The following is a 17029-nucleotide window of genomic DNA, read 5'->3' as shown; positions in this document are numbered from 1 at the left end:
AAAACCTTTAGAGAAATCCCGCATAGAGGGGCTACACGAAAAACCGCTTAAGTCCGTGCCATTCCTGACCAGCCCATTGAGCTACTCGCTGATACCCGCTATAGCGATGAATCCTTCATAGCAGAAGGAGCAATCAAAGCAGTTTATAGTGTGTACGATAACTATTGCTCACGCTTCATCGCTCTGGCGCGCATCAAAAACACCAATAGCACTCTCGAGCAAGCCGTCGATTTCATCCGAGAGGTCCAAATCACCTCGTCTCTCGAACATCCTAACATCATCAGAATCTACGACCTCGGCATCACCGATTCGACTCCTTGGTTCACCATGGAGCTAACCTCTGGCAAAACAATAGCCGACAAAATCAATCTCGAGCTCACCCTCACAGAGCGTCTTCTCATCTTTTCCCAAATCTGCAGTGCTGTCGCATACGCCCACAGCATGGATATCCTCCACCTCGACCTCAAACCCAATAACATCACCATCGGCCAACAAGACCAAATCCTTGTCTGCGACTGGGGGCTAGCCTCCAGTATCTCCACCCAAATAGATGCCGACCTCTTCAGAAATAACAAAACCAGAGGCTACATCAAAGGCACCCCCGGCTTCATGGCTCCAGAACAAGCCCACGGCCATGGATCTCTAGATAAAAGAACCGACACTTTCGGACTCGGTGCCCTCTTCTTTTATCTGCTCACCGGCCGTTCACCTATCCCCGGCAAAAATGACTCCGAAGTCCTAACAAATACGCGCACTCCATCTCCCCTACCACTCGAATGCCCTGAGATCCCCAGCCGACTTCTCCCTGTCGTCGAGAAAGCATTAGCCCCAAACCCAGATCAACGCTATCAGACTGCTGATGCTTTCCTATCAGAAATACAAAAGTACCTAGAGGGTTTCGCAACCCACGCAGAAGAGGCGAACAAGCTCACTCGCGCAAAACTCTTCTACCAGCGAAACCGTCTCCTCTGCAACCTCACCACACTCTTTCTCCTCTCGCTCATCGGCTCGTCTGTATTCTACATCTCAGCCCTCAAAAAAAGTGAACGCTCAGCCCTCCTCTCCCGAGACCTCGCCCAAGACGCAGAACAACGCGCTGAGCTCTCAAGACGCGCTACACAACAAGCCCTAGATGCCGCTCTAAACGCCCAACAACTCGCCTCTGACGCCGAAAAAGCTAAAGATCAAGCCACTCTCACACTCGCTAATGTCCGTGTCAACATCAACCGCCTACACCTTGACATGCTCAAGAACAAACAGGCTCTCGCAGATGCCAAACGCGCAGTGAAAGAGCACCCTAACAATCCTGCAGCTCTCCTTCAACTCGGCTTCTCATACTTCGTCGTGCAGAACTTCACAGAAGCTGCTGCCAACTTCAATCGCGCAAACAAACTCAGTGGTGACACCCCAGATGACACAAACAGCATACATGACCTTACCTCCCTCGCTGAAGAGTATAGCTCTCATTCATACCCGCTAAAAGCCCAAGACCTCGTCGAACTCCTTGCTAAACTCGACCCCAAGCGCATCTACCTCAGACGCTATATGCTCCACTACGATGGCACAGTAAGCTCCCCAGAGGACCATGCCGTCGTCGTTCACGCAATGTTGGAATTCTTTAATAAAAAAACGCTCAAATTCCACTACGATGCCGTAAATCAAATCCTCGACCTTAGCGGCAATGGTGACGTTGCCCTGCACATGCTTACAAAGAATAAAAAGCAACTCGACGCCCCGCTCTTCCAGCTCCTCCCCGTCAAACAACTCGTCATCGACAATACCCCAAACAACCAACAATTCATCCTCAAAATCCCGCGTTCTCTCGTCCCTAAGATAAACTTGCAGTAGTCCCCCCTCTACCCCTACTGCATTAAAATTTCTCCGACCAATTCCTCCCCTCACTGCGACTCATAAACAATGAGTCGCAGTACCATCTCCCAACGAGTCCAGTTCTGCCTCTCCCGTGAATCGACCTAACATATTTATACCACATGAAGGCCCACCTCTCACTCATCCTAGTTTGGCTGCTCTCTCTCACTACCAACCACGCCGCCCAGAAACCAAATATTCTGTTTATACTCACCGACGACCACGCCTACAACACCCTAGGATCCTACGGGAATAATGTCGTCAAGACACCAGTCATGGACACTCTCGCCCAACAAGGGACACGTTTTACCCATGCATACAATTCAGGTGCCTGGCGTAGCGGCATGTGCCTCCCCAGCCGAACCATGATGATGACTGGCCTCCAGCTCTGGGATGCCGCCGACACAGCCTCCTCCAAAGACCTCCGCGAAAACTTCATCAGCAAACAGCTCTTTTTCCCTCAGCTTATGAACCAAGCTGGCTACGAAACCTACTTCTCAGGAAAGTGGCATATCGGCAACAATGATAGCTCCCTCGTCCACGATTCCTTCGATAACGTCATCAATATTCGCCCGAATATGCCCAGTGCAAAGGGAAGCTACAACAGACCCAAACCAGGCAAACCAGACCCTTGGGACCCAACAGATCCTAAATTCGGTGGCTTCTATAAAGGTGGCAAGCATTGGTCAGAAGTTCTCGCCGACGACGGTATCACCTTCATCAAACAAGCTTCAAAGAAGAAGCGCCCTTTCATGATATACCTCTGCTTCAATGCCCCACACGACCCACGTCAATCCCCCCAACAATACCAAGACCTTTACAAGCTCGAAGACATCCAAGTTCCCCAACCATTCTACCCACAAAACCCACACCTCGAAACCATGGGCCTCAAAGGCATGCGCGATGAAAAAACCGCTCCCATGCCCCGCTCCGAATACGCCCTGCGAGTTAACCGAAAGGAATATTACGCCCTTATCTCTCACACCGATGCCCAAATCGGCAGAGTGCTCAACGCCCTAGACGCACATGGTCTAGCCTCTAACACCCTTGTCGTCCTCACCTCGGACCACGGACTCGCCTGTGGGCACCACGGCCTCATGGGAAAACAAAACATGTACGAACATTCACTCCGCGCTCCATGGATTATCAAAGGCCCTAACATTCCAAGCGGAAAAACTTTCGACACCCCCATCTACCTTCAGAGCGCCATGACCACCATCCTCGATGCCGCAGGCGCCCCCATTCCCAAACACGTCGCCTTTGAAAGCGTCCTCCCCATCATTAACAACCCAAAGCTCCAAAAAGATAAACCGATCTACGGCGCCTTCCTCAATAAACAACGTATGGTCAAAACCAAAAACTTCAAACTCATCTGGTACCCCAAGGATGACATCGAATTGCTCTTCGACCTTCAAAAGGACCCCAAAGAAATCACCAACCTCTCCCAAAATCCACAATACGCCTCCCAGCTCGACGCCATGCGACAATTGCTCAATCAACAAATGCAATCCATGAAAGACCCACTCGTCACCAATAAACCACTCCCAAATAAGTAATCTCCCCATTCTCCCTCCCCCCCATTTCTACTGGAAACTAACCCATTCTGTGTTATAGTGTTTCTGATGGGGAAACCCATTTTTTCCCCATTTCCTTAGGCTGAGGCGTAGCACGGTGCTACGCCTCATTATATTTTGTATGACACTTTGTAGTCTACAGCACCACGCCTCCTGCTTCATGCTCACACTATGAAGTACCTAAGCACCACTCTCTAACTGCCGCGATATCCCATTTACATCGGCACCTCCACCGACTAGAACACCCCCTGTCGTTCCAGCTCTCCGATACCTTTGGAAATGCAGACAATCGATAAATTAGCAGCGTTCCGCCCCCCCCCACTGACCCTATCTACCACCCATGCCATTCGAAAACTTTTACGAAACCATTATCCTCGTAGGAATTATCCTGATTCTCGTCGACTTCGTGATCCCAACAGATGTCAGCAGCATTCTAGCACACGGTCTCTTTGCTCTCGCCATCACACACGCAATCGGAGCCCCCATCCTCTACAGTGTCATTATCGGCATTCTCTGTTGGGCCTCCTTAATCCTACTTCACTACTGGCTTTTCAAAAAATACGTCGCCACCTTCGTTAATACCTACATCGCTAAATCAAAACTCCCAGACGAGCCACTCCATCGACTCATCGGTACCCAAGCCACCATCGAGTCACATGATGGCAAACTCCTCGCCCGACTCGAAGGCGATCTCATGCCCTTCACTTCTGCGGACTCCCTTGCAGCAAATGACGCAGTAACCGTCATTGCCATCAACCAAGGCATCCCCGTCCTACAAAAAGACACCCCGTAAACATTACCCAACATTTTATCACTATGAAACTCATCTATACCGTCCCACAAAACCACACCGTCATCATCGAACGCTTCGGCAAATACTCACGCACCCAGCGTGCCGGTATCAACTTTGCCATCCCATTTCTCGAAACCATTAAGTATGTCGACGCCTCTTGGGGGGACAAAAATAACAAACTCGGCTACCAAATCGAACTCTCCGAGCAAACCTACGACACCCCCTCGCGCCAATGTCTCACCAAGGACAACGCTAGTGTCACCACTAACGCCGTCATCTCCTACCGCGTCACCGACCCAGTAAAGGCAATCTACGAAGTCGACCAACTCCCTCTCGCCATCGAAAATGCCGCTCTCAACGCCCTTCGCGCAGTCATCGGTAACCTCGACCTCGATGAAGCCGTCGCCCGCCGCCAAGAACTCAACGACCAAATCGCCTCACAGCTAGCAGAGGTCGGCACCAAATGGGGCGTCCAATTCATTCGTGTCGAAGTCCAACAATTCGATGCCGACGAACAAACCCTCTCAGTCATGCGCCAACAACTCGACGCCGAACGTAGACGCCGAGCCGCCATCGCCGAAGCCGAAGGTAAAGCTAAAGCTGCCGTCACCCTCGCTACCGCCGAGGCAGAGGCCGCCCAAATCGCCGCCCGCGGCCAAGCCGAAGCCATCAAAATCCTCGCCGCCGCAGATGCTGAATACGCCAACCAACTCCACAATGCCCTCGGCGAAAAAGCAGGGGATATTCTCGTCGCCCAAAAATACATCGCAGGCTTTGAGACCATTTCCAAAAACCCAGCAGAAAAAGTCTACCTTCCCTCAGACTTCAAGGGCATCCTCTCGCTCGGTTCTCAAAGCTAAGCACCCCTCTCTTCAGAAGCATCGATCTGCGCCACAATAAGTGTCTGAGACCACTATCCGCTTGACCTCCGCCCCCGCTGGTCAAATAGTCGCTCACAGCATGGGAGAATTCTCGTTTTTCTCCTGACAGCTGCATCACCTACCTCGCGTAGTGAAATCGTGGCACCGGCCGCAAACTTTCCCCAATTTCAGAAATCGATTAACTTCTAGACTGCTACATGTTCTCAAAATTCTTTGGCTGGCGCTCCCGTGACATCGGGATCGATCTCGGCACTGCAAACACCCTGGTCAACGTCAAAGACCAGGGCATCGTTCTCCGTGAACCCTCAGTGGTCGCCGTAAAAGCCGGCACCAACAACGTCCTCGCCGTAGGTGATGATGCCAAACGTATGCTCGGCCGTACCCCTGGTGACATCGTCGCCATCCGCCCTCTCAAAGATGGCGTCATCGCGGACTTCGAAGTCACCGAAGCCATGCTCCGCCACTTCATCCGCAAGGCCAATAACAAACGCCGCTCCAACCCACGCGTCGTCATCGCCATCCCCTCCGGTATCACCGAAGTGGAACGCCGTGCCGTCCGTGAGTCCGCTGAACAAGCCGGTGCCCGCGAAGTCTTCCTCATCGAGGAACCCATGGCCGCCGCTATCGGTGTCGGGCTCCCCGTACAAGACGCCTCTGGTAACATGATCGTCGACATCGGCGGAGGCACCACCGAAGTCGCCCTCATCTCACTCGCCGGTATCGTCTACAGCCGCTCCGTCCGCACCGCCGGTGATGAGCTCGATGAAGCCATCATCTCCTACATGAAGCGCGCATACAACCTCATGATCGGTGAACGCACCGCTGAAGAAATTAAAATCCGACTCGGCTCCGCATTCCCAATGCCTAAAGAAGTCACCATGGAAGTGAAAGGCCGTGACCTCGTCGCAGGCCTCCCAAAAACCATGAAAATCTCCTCGGAAGAAATCCGCGAAGCCATGGCCGACCCAGTCTCTACCATCGTCGACGCCGTCCGTACCACCCTCGAACGCTGCCCACCAGAACTCGCCGCCGACCTCGTCGACCGCGGCCTCGTTCTCGCCGGCGGTGGTGCCCTGCTCAAAGGACTCGATAAACGCCTTAAAGAAGAAACTGGCCTTCCCGTCCACGTCGCCGACGACCCCCTCTCAGCTGTCGCTGAAGGCACCGGAAAATCGCTCCAGGAAATCAACCTCCTGCGCCGTGTCACAAACATGGACTAAGTCTTCGACAATCCCCCCCGACTTTGCTACCCGATGTGTTCGCCTTTTTTGACATTTGCCTGAAAGCCTCCACTTTCCTCAAACGTCACTACCAAGACACATTCTTCAGCACCTCCCCCAATGCGCCTCACGAATTGACATGAAGCCACTGAATCTCATCACCTTACTTCTTTTCCTTGCGGGAGTTGCCTGGGCACTCACCCGCAGTGAAGAAGGCGTGCGCCAGATTCAACGCAGCTACTACGCTGCAGTCGGCCCCTTCCTCAAAAGTGGTGCAGCACTCGAAACCAAGGCCCGCGCCTTCACCGATGAAGTCGAACACTCACAAACCATCGCTGCCAAACTTGACGCCGCCGAAGCCGAACTCGTCAAACTGCGAACCGAAGCCTCACACCTCAGGAAGCTAGAAGAAGAAAATATTCAACTACGTGCTGCGCTCAAATTCCAGCAACGTTCCCCTTTCAGCGTGATCGCTGCAAAACTCATACGCCGCAAGCCTGCGACTTGGTGGGAAACCATCACCATCGACCGCGGGCAAAAGCACCAAGTGGGAGTCCAACTCCCAGTGCTTGCTGCAGAAGGACTCGTCGGTAAGGTAGACCGACCCAACGACGAGACCTCCACCGTGATTTTGCTGACCGATGAGAAATGCCAAGTATCTGCAAAGATCAAAGGCACTCAAGAAGTCGGCATCCTCAGTGGACAACGCGCCCAACACGGAGACTCCCCCATGCTCCGCCTGCGCTACCTGTCTAAAGAGGCTAAGATAAAACCCGGCTCCACAGTGGTTACCACTGGCCGTGGTGGACTCTTCCCCGCCAATATCACCCTGGGCACCATCGTGTCCTCAGAAGTGGGTGCCATTGATGCGGAGGCTCTGGTGAAACCTGCAGTAGACTTTGCGGCCCTCGATACCGTATTCGTCCTGCTAGGACACCAGTAAACCACCGTGATCAGATACCACATCAGCCTCTTCCTCCTCGTGATAATTGCCTGTATCCTACAGCAATTTATCCCGGCTGTGACGGCTCTATTTGATGCGCGTATCCTGCTGCTCCACCTCGTCTTCCTCTGTAGCGCCGTCACTGTCGGCTTCTCACCCATGTTGGGCCTCGCCTTCCTCGCCGGCTTCCTCTGGGATGCGAACAACACACTCGGCCCCCAAGGGGGCGATCCCGAAGTCTATATCCATCAAACTGACGCCCTGCGCTTCGGTTACTCCATCCTCCTCTTCGGCCTCATGGGAGTTCTCATGCAAGGCATCCAACCCCTCTTCCGCAAGGGCGCTTGGCAACTCTCCGCCATCCTCTCAGGCATCGCCATCTTCCTCTACCTGCTCGCCGAATTCCTCCTCATCACCTTCGTCAGAGGCGAGTGGATTTTCCCAGGCAAAGTGCTCACCCAGATCTGGCTCACCGCCGCCATGACCATGCTCTGCTCCCCCCTGATCTTCGCCATCCTCTTCAAACTCGCCAAATGGTTCGACTACACCATCCGCTATGACGGCCTCAAGCGCCGCTACTTTACCCCTGAAGCCTACACTCTCGATTCCTAGTCCCCAATGTCTCGCCCGCGTTACAGATACCGTATCTACATCCTCACCTTGATCATCTTGGTGGGCTGCGGTGTCTTGCTCACGCAACTCTACGATTTCCAAATCAACCGCCAAGACGAATTCCGCGCTCAGGTCCCCACCAACTACGAAGTCCATGTCCGAGAACCTGGCGTCCGCGGCGAAATCACCGACCGCAATGGTGTCGTCCTCGCCAAAAATAACCGCAACTACCAACTCATCTTTAACCTCAAAGAAATCCACCAGGACTTCCTCCAGCACTTCTGGGAACAACATAAAGGAGATAAAGAGGCTCAACCACCCGGCATCGTCGATATCATCAACAATTGGGTCCGCCCAAAACTCGCCCAACAAGGCATCGATGCCAAATACAGCGCAAATGCTCTGGAAGCCCACTACAAAACCCACGGCGGCCTCGTCCCCTACGTCTTTCGAGATGACCTCAGCTATGACCAATTCGCCCACTTCGCAGAACATAACCTCGAACTCCCCGGTGTATACGTCACCGTCAACCCACGCCGCATCTACCCATTCGGCGCCCTCGCCTCACACAGCCTAGGCTACCTCAAACAATGGGAAAAAGGAGATGTCCCACCAGACTTCAAACACTACACTGGTGACCCCAAAGGCATCTCCGGCGTCGAAGCCACCATGGACCAATACATGCGCGGCAACGAAGGTATCCGTACCATCCTCAAAAACGAAAAAGGCAAAAACCTCCGCGTCGTCGACTACGTCAAACCATCCCAAGGCTCAGAAGTCCAACTCACCCTCGACGCCCGTATCCAATACCTCACCGAAACCGTACTGCGCCGCGCCGGCCGCGCCGCCGCCGTCGTCATGGACCCGCGCAACGGTGAAGTCCTCGCCATGGCTTCAGTCCCCGACTTCAACCCTAACGACTTCATCCCCAACATCTCTGCCAAACGCTACGCCTTCTACCGCGAAAATAAATCAGCCCCCTTCCTCAACCGTGCCATCAGCAACTTCCCCCCAGGATCAACCTTCAAAATCCCCGCCGCCATCGCCGGCTCCATCCACGACCTCCACGGAATGCACTGCAATTGCGTCGGCTTTACCCCCTACGGAAAGGCAAAAATCCGATGCTGGAAAACTTGGGGCCACGGCGTCCTCGACCTCGAAGAAGCGATCCAACGCTCCTGTAATCCCTACTTCATGAAAATCGCCAATACCATTGGCACCCAAAAAATGGTCGATACCTACCAAATGCTCGGACTCGGCCAAGCATCCGGAATCCGCCTTCCTAAAGAATCCGAAGGTATCGTGCCCGGCAGCGCCCAGTGGCGCCGCGATAACCGAAACAAATCCATGACACCCGCCCTCACCGGCATGCTCTCCATCGGACAAGGAGATTCCGAAGCCACCCCACTACAAATGGCCGCTGTCGTCTCCGCCGTCGCCAATGGCGGCAAACTCTACCAGCCCCGAATCGTCCGCAAAGTCAGCCACCCAGACCTCGGAATCCAAATCTCCAATAAACCAAAACTAAAAGCCAACCTCATCCAGCAAGGCCTCGCCCCCAATCACCTCGAATCTATCAGAAAAGGGATGTTCCTCGCCGCTAACAAAGTCGGCGGCACCGCCCGCCGCGCCGCCCCAGATGAAGTCGAAATCGGCGCAAAAACAGGCACCGCTCAAACCTCCGACCTCGGTATCAAAACCCACGTCGCATGGACCGTCGCCTTCGCCCCATACGATAACCCTCGCTACGTCGTCGCCGTCGCCGTCAAACGAGGCGGCAGCGGTGGTAAAGTCGCAGGCCCTCTCGTCAAACTTATCCTCACCGGACTCTTCGCCCAAGAAGCCGGGGACACCCTCCCACTCAAAAAACAAACCCCCTATGTCGGAAATACCGACCTCATCGAAGAAATATCACTCCCTGATGACAACCCACTCGCCGCAGCTTTCATGGCCGACGGCGAAACGGGAGACGAAGCTTCATCCATCGTCATCATCCACCCAGAACCCGAAGAACCTGAAGAACTTCCACAACCCACCATCCGCGCAGAAATCGACTCCCGAGGCTCAGTCATCCCCCGCGCAATTCCCATCCAAGAATAAATCTCACATTTTGGGCTATCAAGAGCCCCTAACTCCACCTAATTACTAATCATTCAAAAGATTTCAAACACCCAACAAAACACTTCTAACCAATTTAATCGAACTATTTATCATGATCAAAAAAATCAAAAAAGCACTAGGCATCGGTGAGCCAAACCCTCGTGAGGGTGTCTCACTCGTCATTAATGCAGAAAAACTTGAACGCCGTGTCGCTCTCATCGAAAACGGCAGCCTCGAAGAATACGAGGTCGAGCGTGAAGGCGATGCCAATATCGTCGGCGGTATCTTCAAAGGTACCGTCAAAAATATCGAACCTGGCCTCAAAGCCATGTTCGTTGATATCGGCATGGAGAAAAATGCCTTCCTCCACTTCTGGGACGCCATCCCTGCCGCCCTCGACGGTGGACTCGAAGAAATTGAACGCGAAGGACGCCCAAAGAAAAAACAAAAGAAAATCACTTCTAAGGACATCCCTAATATCTACCCAATCGGATCTGAAATCATGATCCAGGTCTCAAAAGGCCCCATCGGCAATAAGGGCCCACGCGTCACCACCAACGTCTCACTCGCTGGCCGCTACCTCGTCCTCATGCCCTTCTCCGAACAATTCGGCATCTCACGCAAAGTAGACGACCCGAAAGAGCGCCAGCGCCTCCGCCGCATCATGCAAAAGCTCAAGGTCCCAGATGGCATGGGCATCATCATGCGCACCGTCGCTCAAGGCCAGCGCGCCCGCCACTTCGTCCGCGACCTTGCCATGCTCCTCGAGCAATGGGAAGAAGTCGAACGTAAGCGCGACGCCAAGCCTGCCCCTGTCTGCACCTTCCAAGAACCCGGCCTCATCGAGCGCACCGCGCGCGACTTCCTCACCGATGAAGTCGACCAAATCATCTGTGATGACCTCGAAACTACCGAGTTCATGCGTGAAGTCGCCGGCAAAATCTCCCGCCGCGCAAAACGTCGCATCCACCACTACCCGTCACGTCGCTCGATCTTTAATAAAATCGGCGTCCAAAAACAAATTGATGAAGCCTTCCACCGCCAAGTCTGGCTCCCCTGTGGCGGCTACCTCGTCATCGATGAAACCGAGGCCCTCATCGCCGTTGACGTCAATACCGGCCGCAATAAAGGCGCCAAAGATGTCGATAAAATGATTCTCCAAACCAACGTCGAAGCCGCTGAAGAAGTCGCCCGCCAATTGCGCCTGCGTAATATCGGTGGACTCGTCGTCGTCGACTTCATCGACATGCGCCACCGCCGTGACCAAATGGCCGTCTACCGCGCCATGAAAGAACGCCTCAAGCGCGATAAGGCAAAAACTCAAGTCATGCAAATCTCGCCAGTCGGCTTGATGGAAATGACCCGCCAGCGCCTCAATGAGTCACTCCGCGACACCATGTACGAACCCTGCCCATACTGCCAGGGCCGTGGCCGCGTCAAAACCACCATGACCATGTCCGTGGAAATCCAACGCCGACTCAATACCGTCATCCAACGCAACAGCGAACAACTCGGCGACCTCATCGTCATGGTCAACCCTGACGTCCTCAACCGCTTCAAGAAAGAAGACTCTAAGCTCCTCATGGAACTCGAGCGCACACACAGCGGACGACTCATCTTCCGCACCGACGCCACCCTCCACCGCGAGCGATTCGTCGTCATCGACGCCCAAACCGAGAAAACCATCTTCCAGAGTAACTAAACCATGGCTATGGATCGTAAAGTCGTTGAGGCGAAGGTCGACGAGGTCCTCAGCGCCAACAACAAGAAATCTGCCGCAACGCGTCAGGCCAAAACTCCTGGCCCGACACCGAGCGATATGCCAAACATCGACCCGAATAACCCCTTTGCCGCTTTCGGGGCCATGGGCGGGATGGGAGGCATGCCAGATATGTCAGCCATGGCTGGGATGCAGGGGGGCAAGCTCCCCCTCAAAATGCGCATCATGGCCAAGCTTGCCCAGCTCGCTACCAACCCAAAGTTCGCTCGCTTCCTCCAGAAAAAGTGGTGGCCGCTTTGGGTCGTCGTTGGCATCCTCTTCTCAGGCGTCATTGTCGTCGCAGCATTGCTCTTCCTCATCTATAAGTTGGTGATGAGCATCGTCTCCGCCTACACCGACATCTTTAAAAAATAATGAAACCCCTTCTCCTCATCGCAAGCCTTGCTTGCTGGCTGCTCACTCTCGCAGCCAGCCAAGCACAGGCTTTGCTCTCCCCACCCTTCGGGCTCAAGTGGGGAGATACCCCCGAAAAACTCTTCGACTGGGCCGAACGCCATAAGCTCGACGTTACCCTCAGCCTCCCCGGCCACCAGATCGATGAACGCCACGTCATTATCAGTAACTCCAAGGGCAACCTCCCTTCCCACCAAGCCTCCTCACTCGAGGCCCGCTTCAATAAAGGTAAACTCTATGAAGTCACCCTCAACTTCGCAGATCCCAAAATGAGCTTCGACCTCGCAGAACTCAGATTCAGCGAAGCCAAACGCGCCCTCACCGCCCAACACGGCCAATTCAAGCTCACCAAGAAAAAGCGCAATACCGATAAAGATAATTTCACCACCGACTCGATATCTTACCACATCGAACCAGTCTCCGGTCTCTTCCTCATGATCACCAAAACCGAAGTCCGCGATGGACTCCGCAACCAACGCCGCTCGACCTTCTCGATCATCTACCACAATGATAATGTCATCCAGCGTTGAGTCCCTCACCAATTTCTGAGTAATAGAATCCCTGCCCCAGCCATAGTAGGGATATGCAAACTCGGCTTCTATTTCTCCTCGCTACCGCCATCGGCATCGTTCTCGCTCACGCTGCTCCCCAAAAGCCGAATATCCTCTGGATCTACACCGAAGACCTCTCCCCCTGGATCGGTTGCTACGGTGATAAGGTCAATGCCAAGCACACGCCACACATTGACGCACTCGCGGCGCGTGGCACATTGTTAGAACGCTGCTATACCCCCGCACCAGTCTGCTCAGCTACCCGCTCAGCCCTCATCACCGGAGCCATGCAAACCACCAGTGGCACCCACAACCACCGTTCCTCACGCAGCCCTGACGCCTACATCAATCTGCCCAAAGGCTGGAAAACTCTGCCCGAAATCATGCGCGATAATGGCTACGCCACCATGAACCGCGGGAAAGATGACTATAACTTCCACTACAACCGCAGCACACTCTACACCATCGGCTCCACAGAAGCAGGAAACAAACGCATCGCCAAACCCGGCGGTGGTAAACTTGCTGACCTCCCCAAGGACAAACCCTTCTTTGCCCAAATCCAGCTCCGCGGCGGAAAGTCCAATCCTAAAGCGGCCCCTTCCAAAGTAGATCCCACCACCCTCACGGTTCCCGGATATTACCCGAACACCCCCATCTTTAAACAAATCTGGGCTAACCACTACAACACCGTCCGAGTCACCGACAACGATGTTAAAAAAGTCCTCGACGAACTCGAAGCCACCGGCCGCGCCGATAACACCATCGTCTTCTTCTTCTCAGACCACGGAAATAACCTCTCGGTCCGCCATAAACAATTTTGCTACGAAGGCGGCGTCCATGTGCCCTGCATTATCGCAGGCCCCGGTATCCCCCAAGCCAAACGCCGCTCCGACCTCGTCAATGCCCTCGACCTCAGCGCCACAACCCTCGCTCTCGCCAACATCCCCCAACCCACCTGGTTCGAAGGTCAAAACCTCTTCGCACCAAACTTCTCCCCGCGCAAATTTGTGATCTCCGCCCGTGATCGCTGCGACTTCACTATCGATGTCACGCGCACCGTACGCACCGAATCATTCCGCTACCTCAGAAACTATAAAACCGACCGCATCTTCCTCCAACCCCAATACCGCGACGGTAAAGGCGTCGTCAAAGAACTCCATAAAATGCATAAGGAGGGCTCTCTCGATCCCAAAATCGACCACATCTACTTCGGACCACGCCCAGCTCACGAACTCTATGACCTCAATAATGACCCACATGAGCTCAATAATCTAGCAGAGGATCCAAACTATGCCGACGTCCTCCTACAACACATCGCAATCCTCGAACAGTGGCAAAAAGAAACCGGAGACAAAGGCATGCAGCCAGAGCCCGAAGCCAGCCTAAAAGCCATCTACAAACGTTGGAAAAAACGCTGCGTCAACCCAGAGTTTGATGCGTTCAAGAACTAATACCATTGATCGAAGCGGAATGGACGAATGGTCGGAATGAGCTTGCAGAATATCAAGGCAGAGTGAAGGCGTCCCGCACGCGCGGGACAATTGAATGACAACGATGAGATTATGCTAGATAATCCGATGCTCTCTGAAATCGCGCAGCGCAAAATCACAAGACTTTACCACACCTCATTCGTCTATTGCGAGTCGAGAGATGGTATCCCCCCCTAACACATCGATCGCCCCCACAGCTCTCCCCCTCTAATTCAACCAACATAGAACCAATCTCTTTTTGCCTGTCATACATCTGCGCAATCCGTCCCAAAATTAACGTAGCCTCCCCTTCTCATCGTTCCCGAGCATCCCCTACAATCCATGCTCCTTGAACCCCAACATAAATAAACAACGATGAAACAAACTAAAATCCCAGCTTTCCTTATCGGAGGGCTACTCGCTGCACTCAGCTCAAGTCACGCGGCCACACTCACTTGGACTGATACAGCTTTCACGAACGCCAACCAAATCGTCAAAGGCACAACCTTGCTCGCATACAACTTTGGCAGCTCCACCGACGTCACTATCAACGGTGTCACCTTCAGCGGAGACCCAGGCGCCGCTCAGGCTATCGCAGGAAACATCAAGTGGGGCAGTAGCGATGTCTCCTCCGGAGACTCCGCTGCCGGCTACTCCGAACTCGGCCTCGCAGGCTTCCAAACAGGAGACGAACTCGCCTTGCTCAATTCCTTTACCTATGGAAATTCTCAAGGTGATGGCTTCGCTATCGAGGGCCTATCCATCGGCACCACCTATACCATCCAAGCCCTCGTCGTCGATAACCGAGGTAGTTTTACCGGCCGCTTCCTCCACTTCTCACGCGATGGATCCACCTGGGATGACCTCCTCGTAGACTATACTTCGTTCAGCGACGGAGGACAGAACTATGCTCGACTCGTCGAAACTACCTTCGTCGCCAACGCAACGACCCAAGCATTCCGCCAAGGAATCCAAGGGACAGGCGAAATCCATTTCAACGCCCTTCAGGTCACCGCCGTTCCTGAACCCAGTTCTCTCGCGCTCAGCGCACTCGGCAGCCTAAGCTTACTAGGACTCCGCAGAAGGAAGTAACCCTCACTCTGCGAGTGGAGGACATGCACCTCCGTCCTCCACTCCTCTCTCACTCAGCGCTTCGGATCAAAATACGGGTACAGCTTCACCCGTTTTGCCCATTGTTCCCACTCACCTAACAATTCACGAGCCTTCTCAGGATGCGCATCTATGAGGTCCTTTGTCTCGCAACGATCTCTATCAATGTTGTAGAGCTCCCACTTCCCACCATTGTATCGCCTGTTTCCCCTAACAAGCTTCCACCCACCTTTGCGCAATGCGCTCGAGCCGAAGTGATCAAAACCTAACACCCTCTCAGAAAAGCCGCCCACGTCTCCCGAAAAGAGTGGCACTAAACTCATCCCCTCCACCTCTTGAACTTCCCTGCCCTCGTACTGACTCGGATAATTAACTCCAGCCACCTCACACACTGTGGGCATAATGTCGATCAAGTGACTGGGCTCACGCACCCACCTGTTAGCCCTTTTTATCCCCTTCGGCCAATGCACCACCATTGGACTACAATTGCCACCCTCGTGGTTGAAGTGCTTGTACATTCTCAGTGGGGTATTGGATAGGCATGACCAACCACTCCCCACCGAGTGATAACTGCCCCTTCCCCCCATTTGTTCTAGCTCTTCCCCGCGGTGCAACCGCGTCACCCCTCTGCGGCTCGGCCCGTCAAAACCATACGGCCCCCACTCATAACACGCACCATTGTCGCTGGTGAAAAATATCAAGGTGTTCTCTAAGGCCCCTGTCTTCTCCAAATGAGCAATGATTTGGCCAACCCCTTGATCCACATGATCCACCATCGCAGCAAAGGTGGCCATCCTATACGCTAAATCTTCCCGCCGGTCCTCAGCTAAACTAGACCACGCTGGATTGGCCTCTCCCGCATAACCATTGGCAATCTCTGACTTGTCCTTTGGAACTTCTGATATCTCGGTATAGCTCCACGCTCCTGTTACTAAACCACTCTGCACCTGCCTTTGGTAACGTGCCTCTCGCAGCTTATCCCACCCCTGCCGATAGCGCTCAACATACTTGTCGCGCAGCCCTGGCCTCGCCTGCAGTGGAAAGTGGGGTGAGGAATGCGCCAAATAGAGAAAGAATGGCTTCTCCCGAGCCTGGCCTTGCTTGATGAACTCTACAGCGTAGTCGCTAAATGCATCAGTCGCATAATAGGGTTGCCGGTGACGCACCTCTTCTTTCCTCCCCCTTGGCAATCTGTAATGCTTTTTTGCCGACCACTGGTCCGCCTCATACCCCTTCAAATACCCATAATATTCATCAAAACCACGCTCTGTAGGCAGCACCTTCTCACCCACATGCCACTTGCCTACCCCATAAGTAGCATAACCCGCCGACCGCAATACCTCTGCCAAAGTCACACAATCACTCCCCAGATGATTGCGATACGCTGGCCCCTTCTTGGCCTCCTCAGAATGAGGTTTCGTGAAGTCCGCAATCCCCGCCTGCTGCGAATACAATCCCGTCAACAACGCCGCTCTCGATGGACAACAGCGTGCCGCATTGTAGTTCTGCGTGAAACGCAAACCATCCTTCGCCAGCCGGTCGAGATGAGGCGTCTCAATCTCCCCCCCATACGCCCCGAGGTCGGAATACCCCATGTCATCTACCAATATGAAAATGATGTTTGGCTTCTGAGCCGCCCACCCCGAAAGGCACAAGGCCCCTGCTAAAATCCATTGCTTTATCCATTGCATACCCAACTCTACGCAATACCGCCCAATCATTCTCTCCAATGTG

General features: G+C 53.7%; 14 protein-coding genes. 13 read left to right on the top strand and 1 reads right to left on the bottom strand.

Annotated elements, in window-relative coordinates:
- The first annotated feature begins 60 nt into the window (after positions 1–60).
- The 13 genes from ACFSW8_RS16290 to ACFSW8_RS16230 all read left to right on the top strand — a co-directional run bounded on the left by ACFSW8_RS16290 (position 61) and on the right by ACFSW8_RS16230 (position 15277).
- Complete coding sequence (locus ACFSW8_RS16290; RefSeq protein ID WP_377091433.1) at positions 61–1848, top strand: protein kinase domain-containing protein; 1788 nt, start codon at positions 61–63, stop codon at positions 1846–1848.
- A gap of 143 nt (positions 1849–1991) precedes the next feature.
- On the top strand, positions 1992–3425 hold the full coding sequence (locus tag ACFSW8_RS16285) for a sulfatase family protein (protein ID WP_377088751.1): 1434 nt from the start codon (positions 1992–1994) through the stop codon (positions 3423–3425).
- A 358-nt stretch (positions 3426–3783) separates the two neighbouring features.
- Positions 3784–4236 carry a hypothetical protein gene (locus ACFSW8_RS16280; RefSeq protein ID WP_377088750.1) on the top strand — a complete coding sequence of 151 codons (453 nt, stop codon included), beginning with the start codon at positions 3784–3786 and terminating at the stop codon, positions 4234–4236.
- Between the two features lie 23 nt (positions 4237–4259).
- A complete protein-coding gene (locus ACFSW8_RS16275; RefSeq protein WP_377088749.1) occupies positions 4260–5096 on the top strand; it encodes an SPFH domain-containing protein in 837 nt (278 codons plus the stop codon).
- Between the two features lie 218 nt (positions 5097–5314).
- On the top strand, positions 5315–6337 hold the full coding sequence (locus ACFSW8_RS16270) for a rod shape-determining protein (RefSeq protein WP_377088747.1): 1023 nt from the start codon (positions 5315–5317) through the stop codon (positions 6335–6337).
- 139 nt (positions 6338–6476) lie between these two features.
- Positions 6477–7280 carry a rod shape-determining protein MreC gene (gene mreC, locus ACFSW8_RS16265; protein WP_377088746.1) on the top strand — a complete coding sequence of 268 codons (804 nt, stop codon included), beginning with the start codon at positions 6477–6479 and terminating at the stop codon, positions 7278–7280.
- Between the two features lie 6 nt (positions 7281–7286).
- Complete coding sequence (locus tag ACFSW8_RS16260; protein WP_377088745.1) at positions 7287–7892, top strand: hypothetical protein; 606 nt, start codon at positions 7287–7289, stop codon at positions 7890–7892.
- A gap of 6 nt (positions 7893–7898) precedes the next feature.
- Entirely contained in the window at positions 7899–9992 is a 2094-nt protein-coding gene (mrdA, locus tag ACFSW8_RS16255; protein ID WP_377088744.1) for a penicillin-binding protein 2, read from the top strand.
- 112 nt (positions 9993–10104) lie between these two features.
- Entirely contained in the window at positions 10105–11694 is a 1590-nt protein-coding gene (locus ACFSW8_RS16250) for an Rne/Rng family ribonuclease (protein ID WP_377088743.1), read from the top strand.
- A 3-nt stretch (positions 11695–11697) separates the two neighbouring features.
- Positions 11698–12126 carry a hypothetical protein gene (locus ACFSW8_RS16245; RefSeq protein ID WP_377088742.1) on the top strand — a complete coding sequence of 143 codons (429 nt, stop codon included), beginning with the start codon at positions 11698–11700 and terminating at the stop codon, positions 12124–12126.
- Entirely contained in the window at positions 12126–12695 is a 570-nt protein-coding gene (locus ACFSW8_RS16240) for a hypothetical protein (RefSeq protein ID WP_377088741.1), read from the top strand. The genes ACFSW8_RS16245 and ACFSW8_RS16240 overlap by 1 nt, the downstream gene beginning before the upstream one ends.
- Before the next feature lie 53 nt (positions 12696–12748).
- On the top strand, positions 12749–14167 hold the full coding sequence (locus tag ACFSW8_RS16235; protein WP_377088740.1) for a sulfatase family protein: 1419 nt from the start codon (positions 12749–12751) through the stop codon (positions 14165–14167).
- 393 nt (positions 14168–14560) lie between these two features.
- Positions 14561–15277 (top strand): PEP-CTERM sorting domain-containing protein, encoded by a 717-nt coding sequence (locus ACFSW8_RS16230; protein ID WP_377088738.1) that lies wholly within the window; start codon positions 14561–14563, stop codon positions 15275–15277.
- Positions 15278–15330: 53 nt separating this feature from the next.
- On the opposite strand, the gene ACFSW8_RS16225 is transcribed toward ACFSW8_RS16230, so the two are convergent.
- Positions 15331–16986, bottom strand: a complete 1656-nt coding sequence (locus ACFSW8_RS16225) for an arylsulfatase (protein WP_377088737.1) — start codon at positions 16984–16986, stop codon at positions 15331–15333.
- Positions 16987–17029: the final 43 nt, after the last annotated feature.

The sequence above is a fragment of the Rubritalea tangerina genome, from assembly GCF_042683245.1.
GTDB classification, from domain to species: Bacteria; Verrucomicrobiota; Verrucomicrobiia; order Verrucomicrobiales; family Akkermansiaceae; genus Rubritalea; species Rubritalea tangerina.
This window is presented reverse-complemented; position numbering and strand designations above follow the sequence as displayed.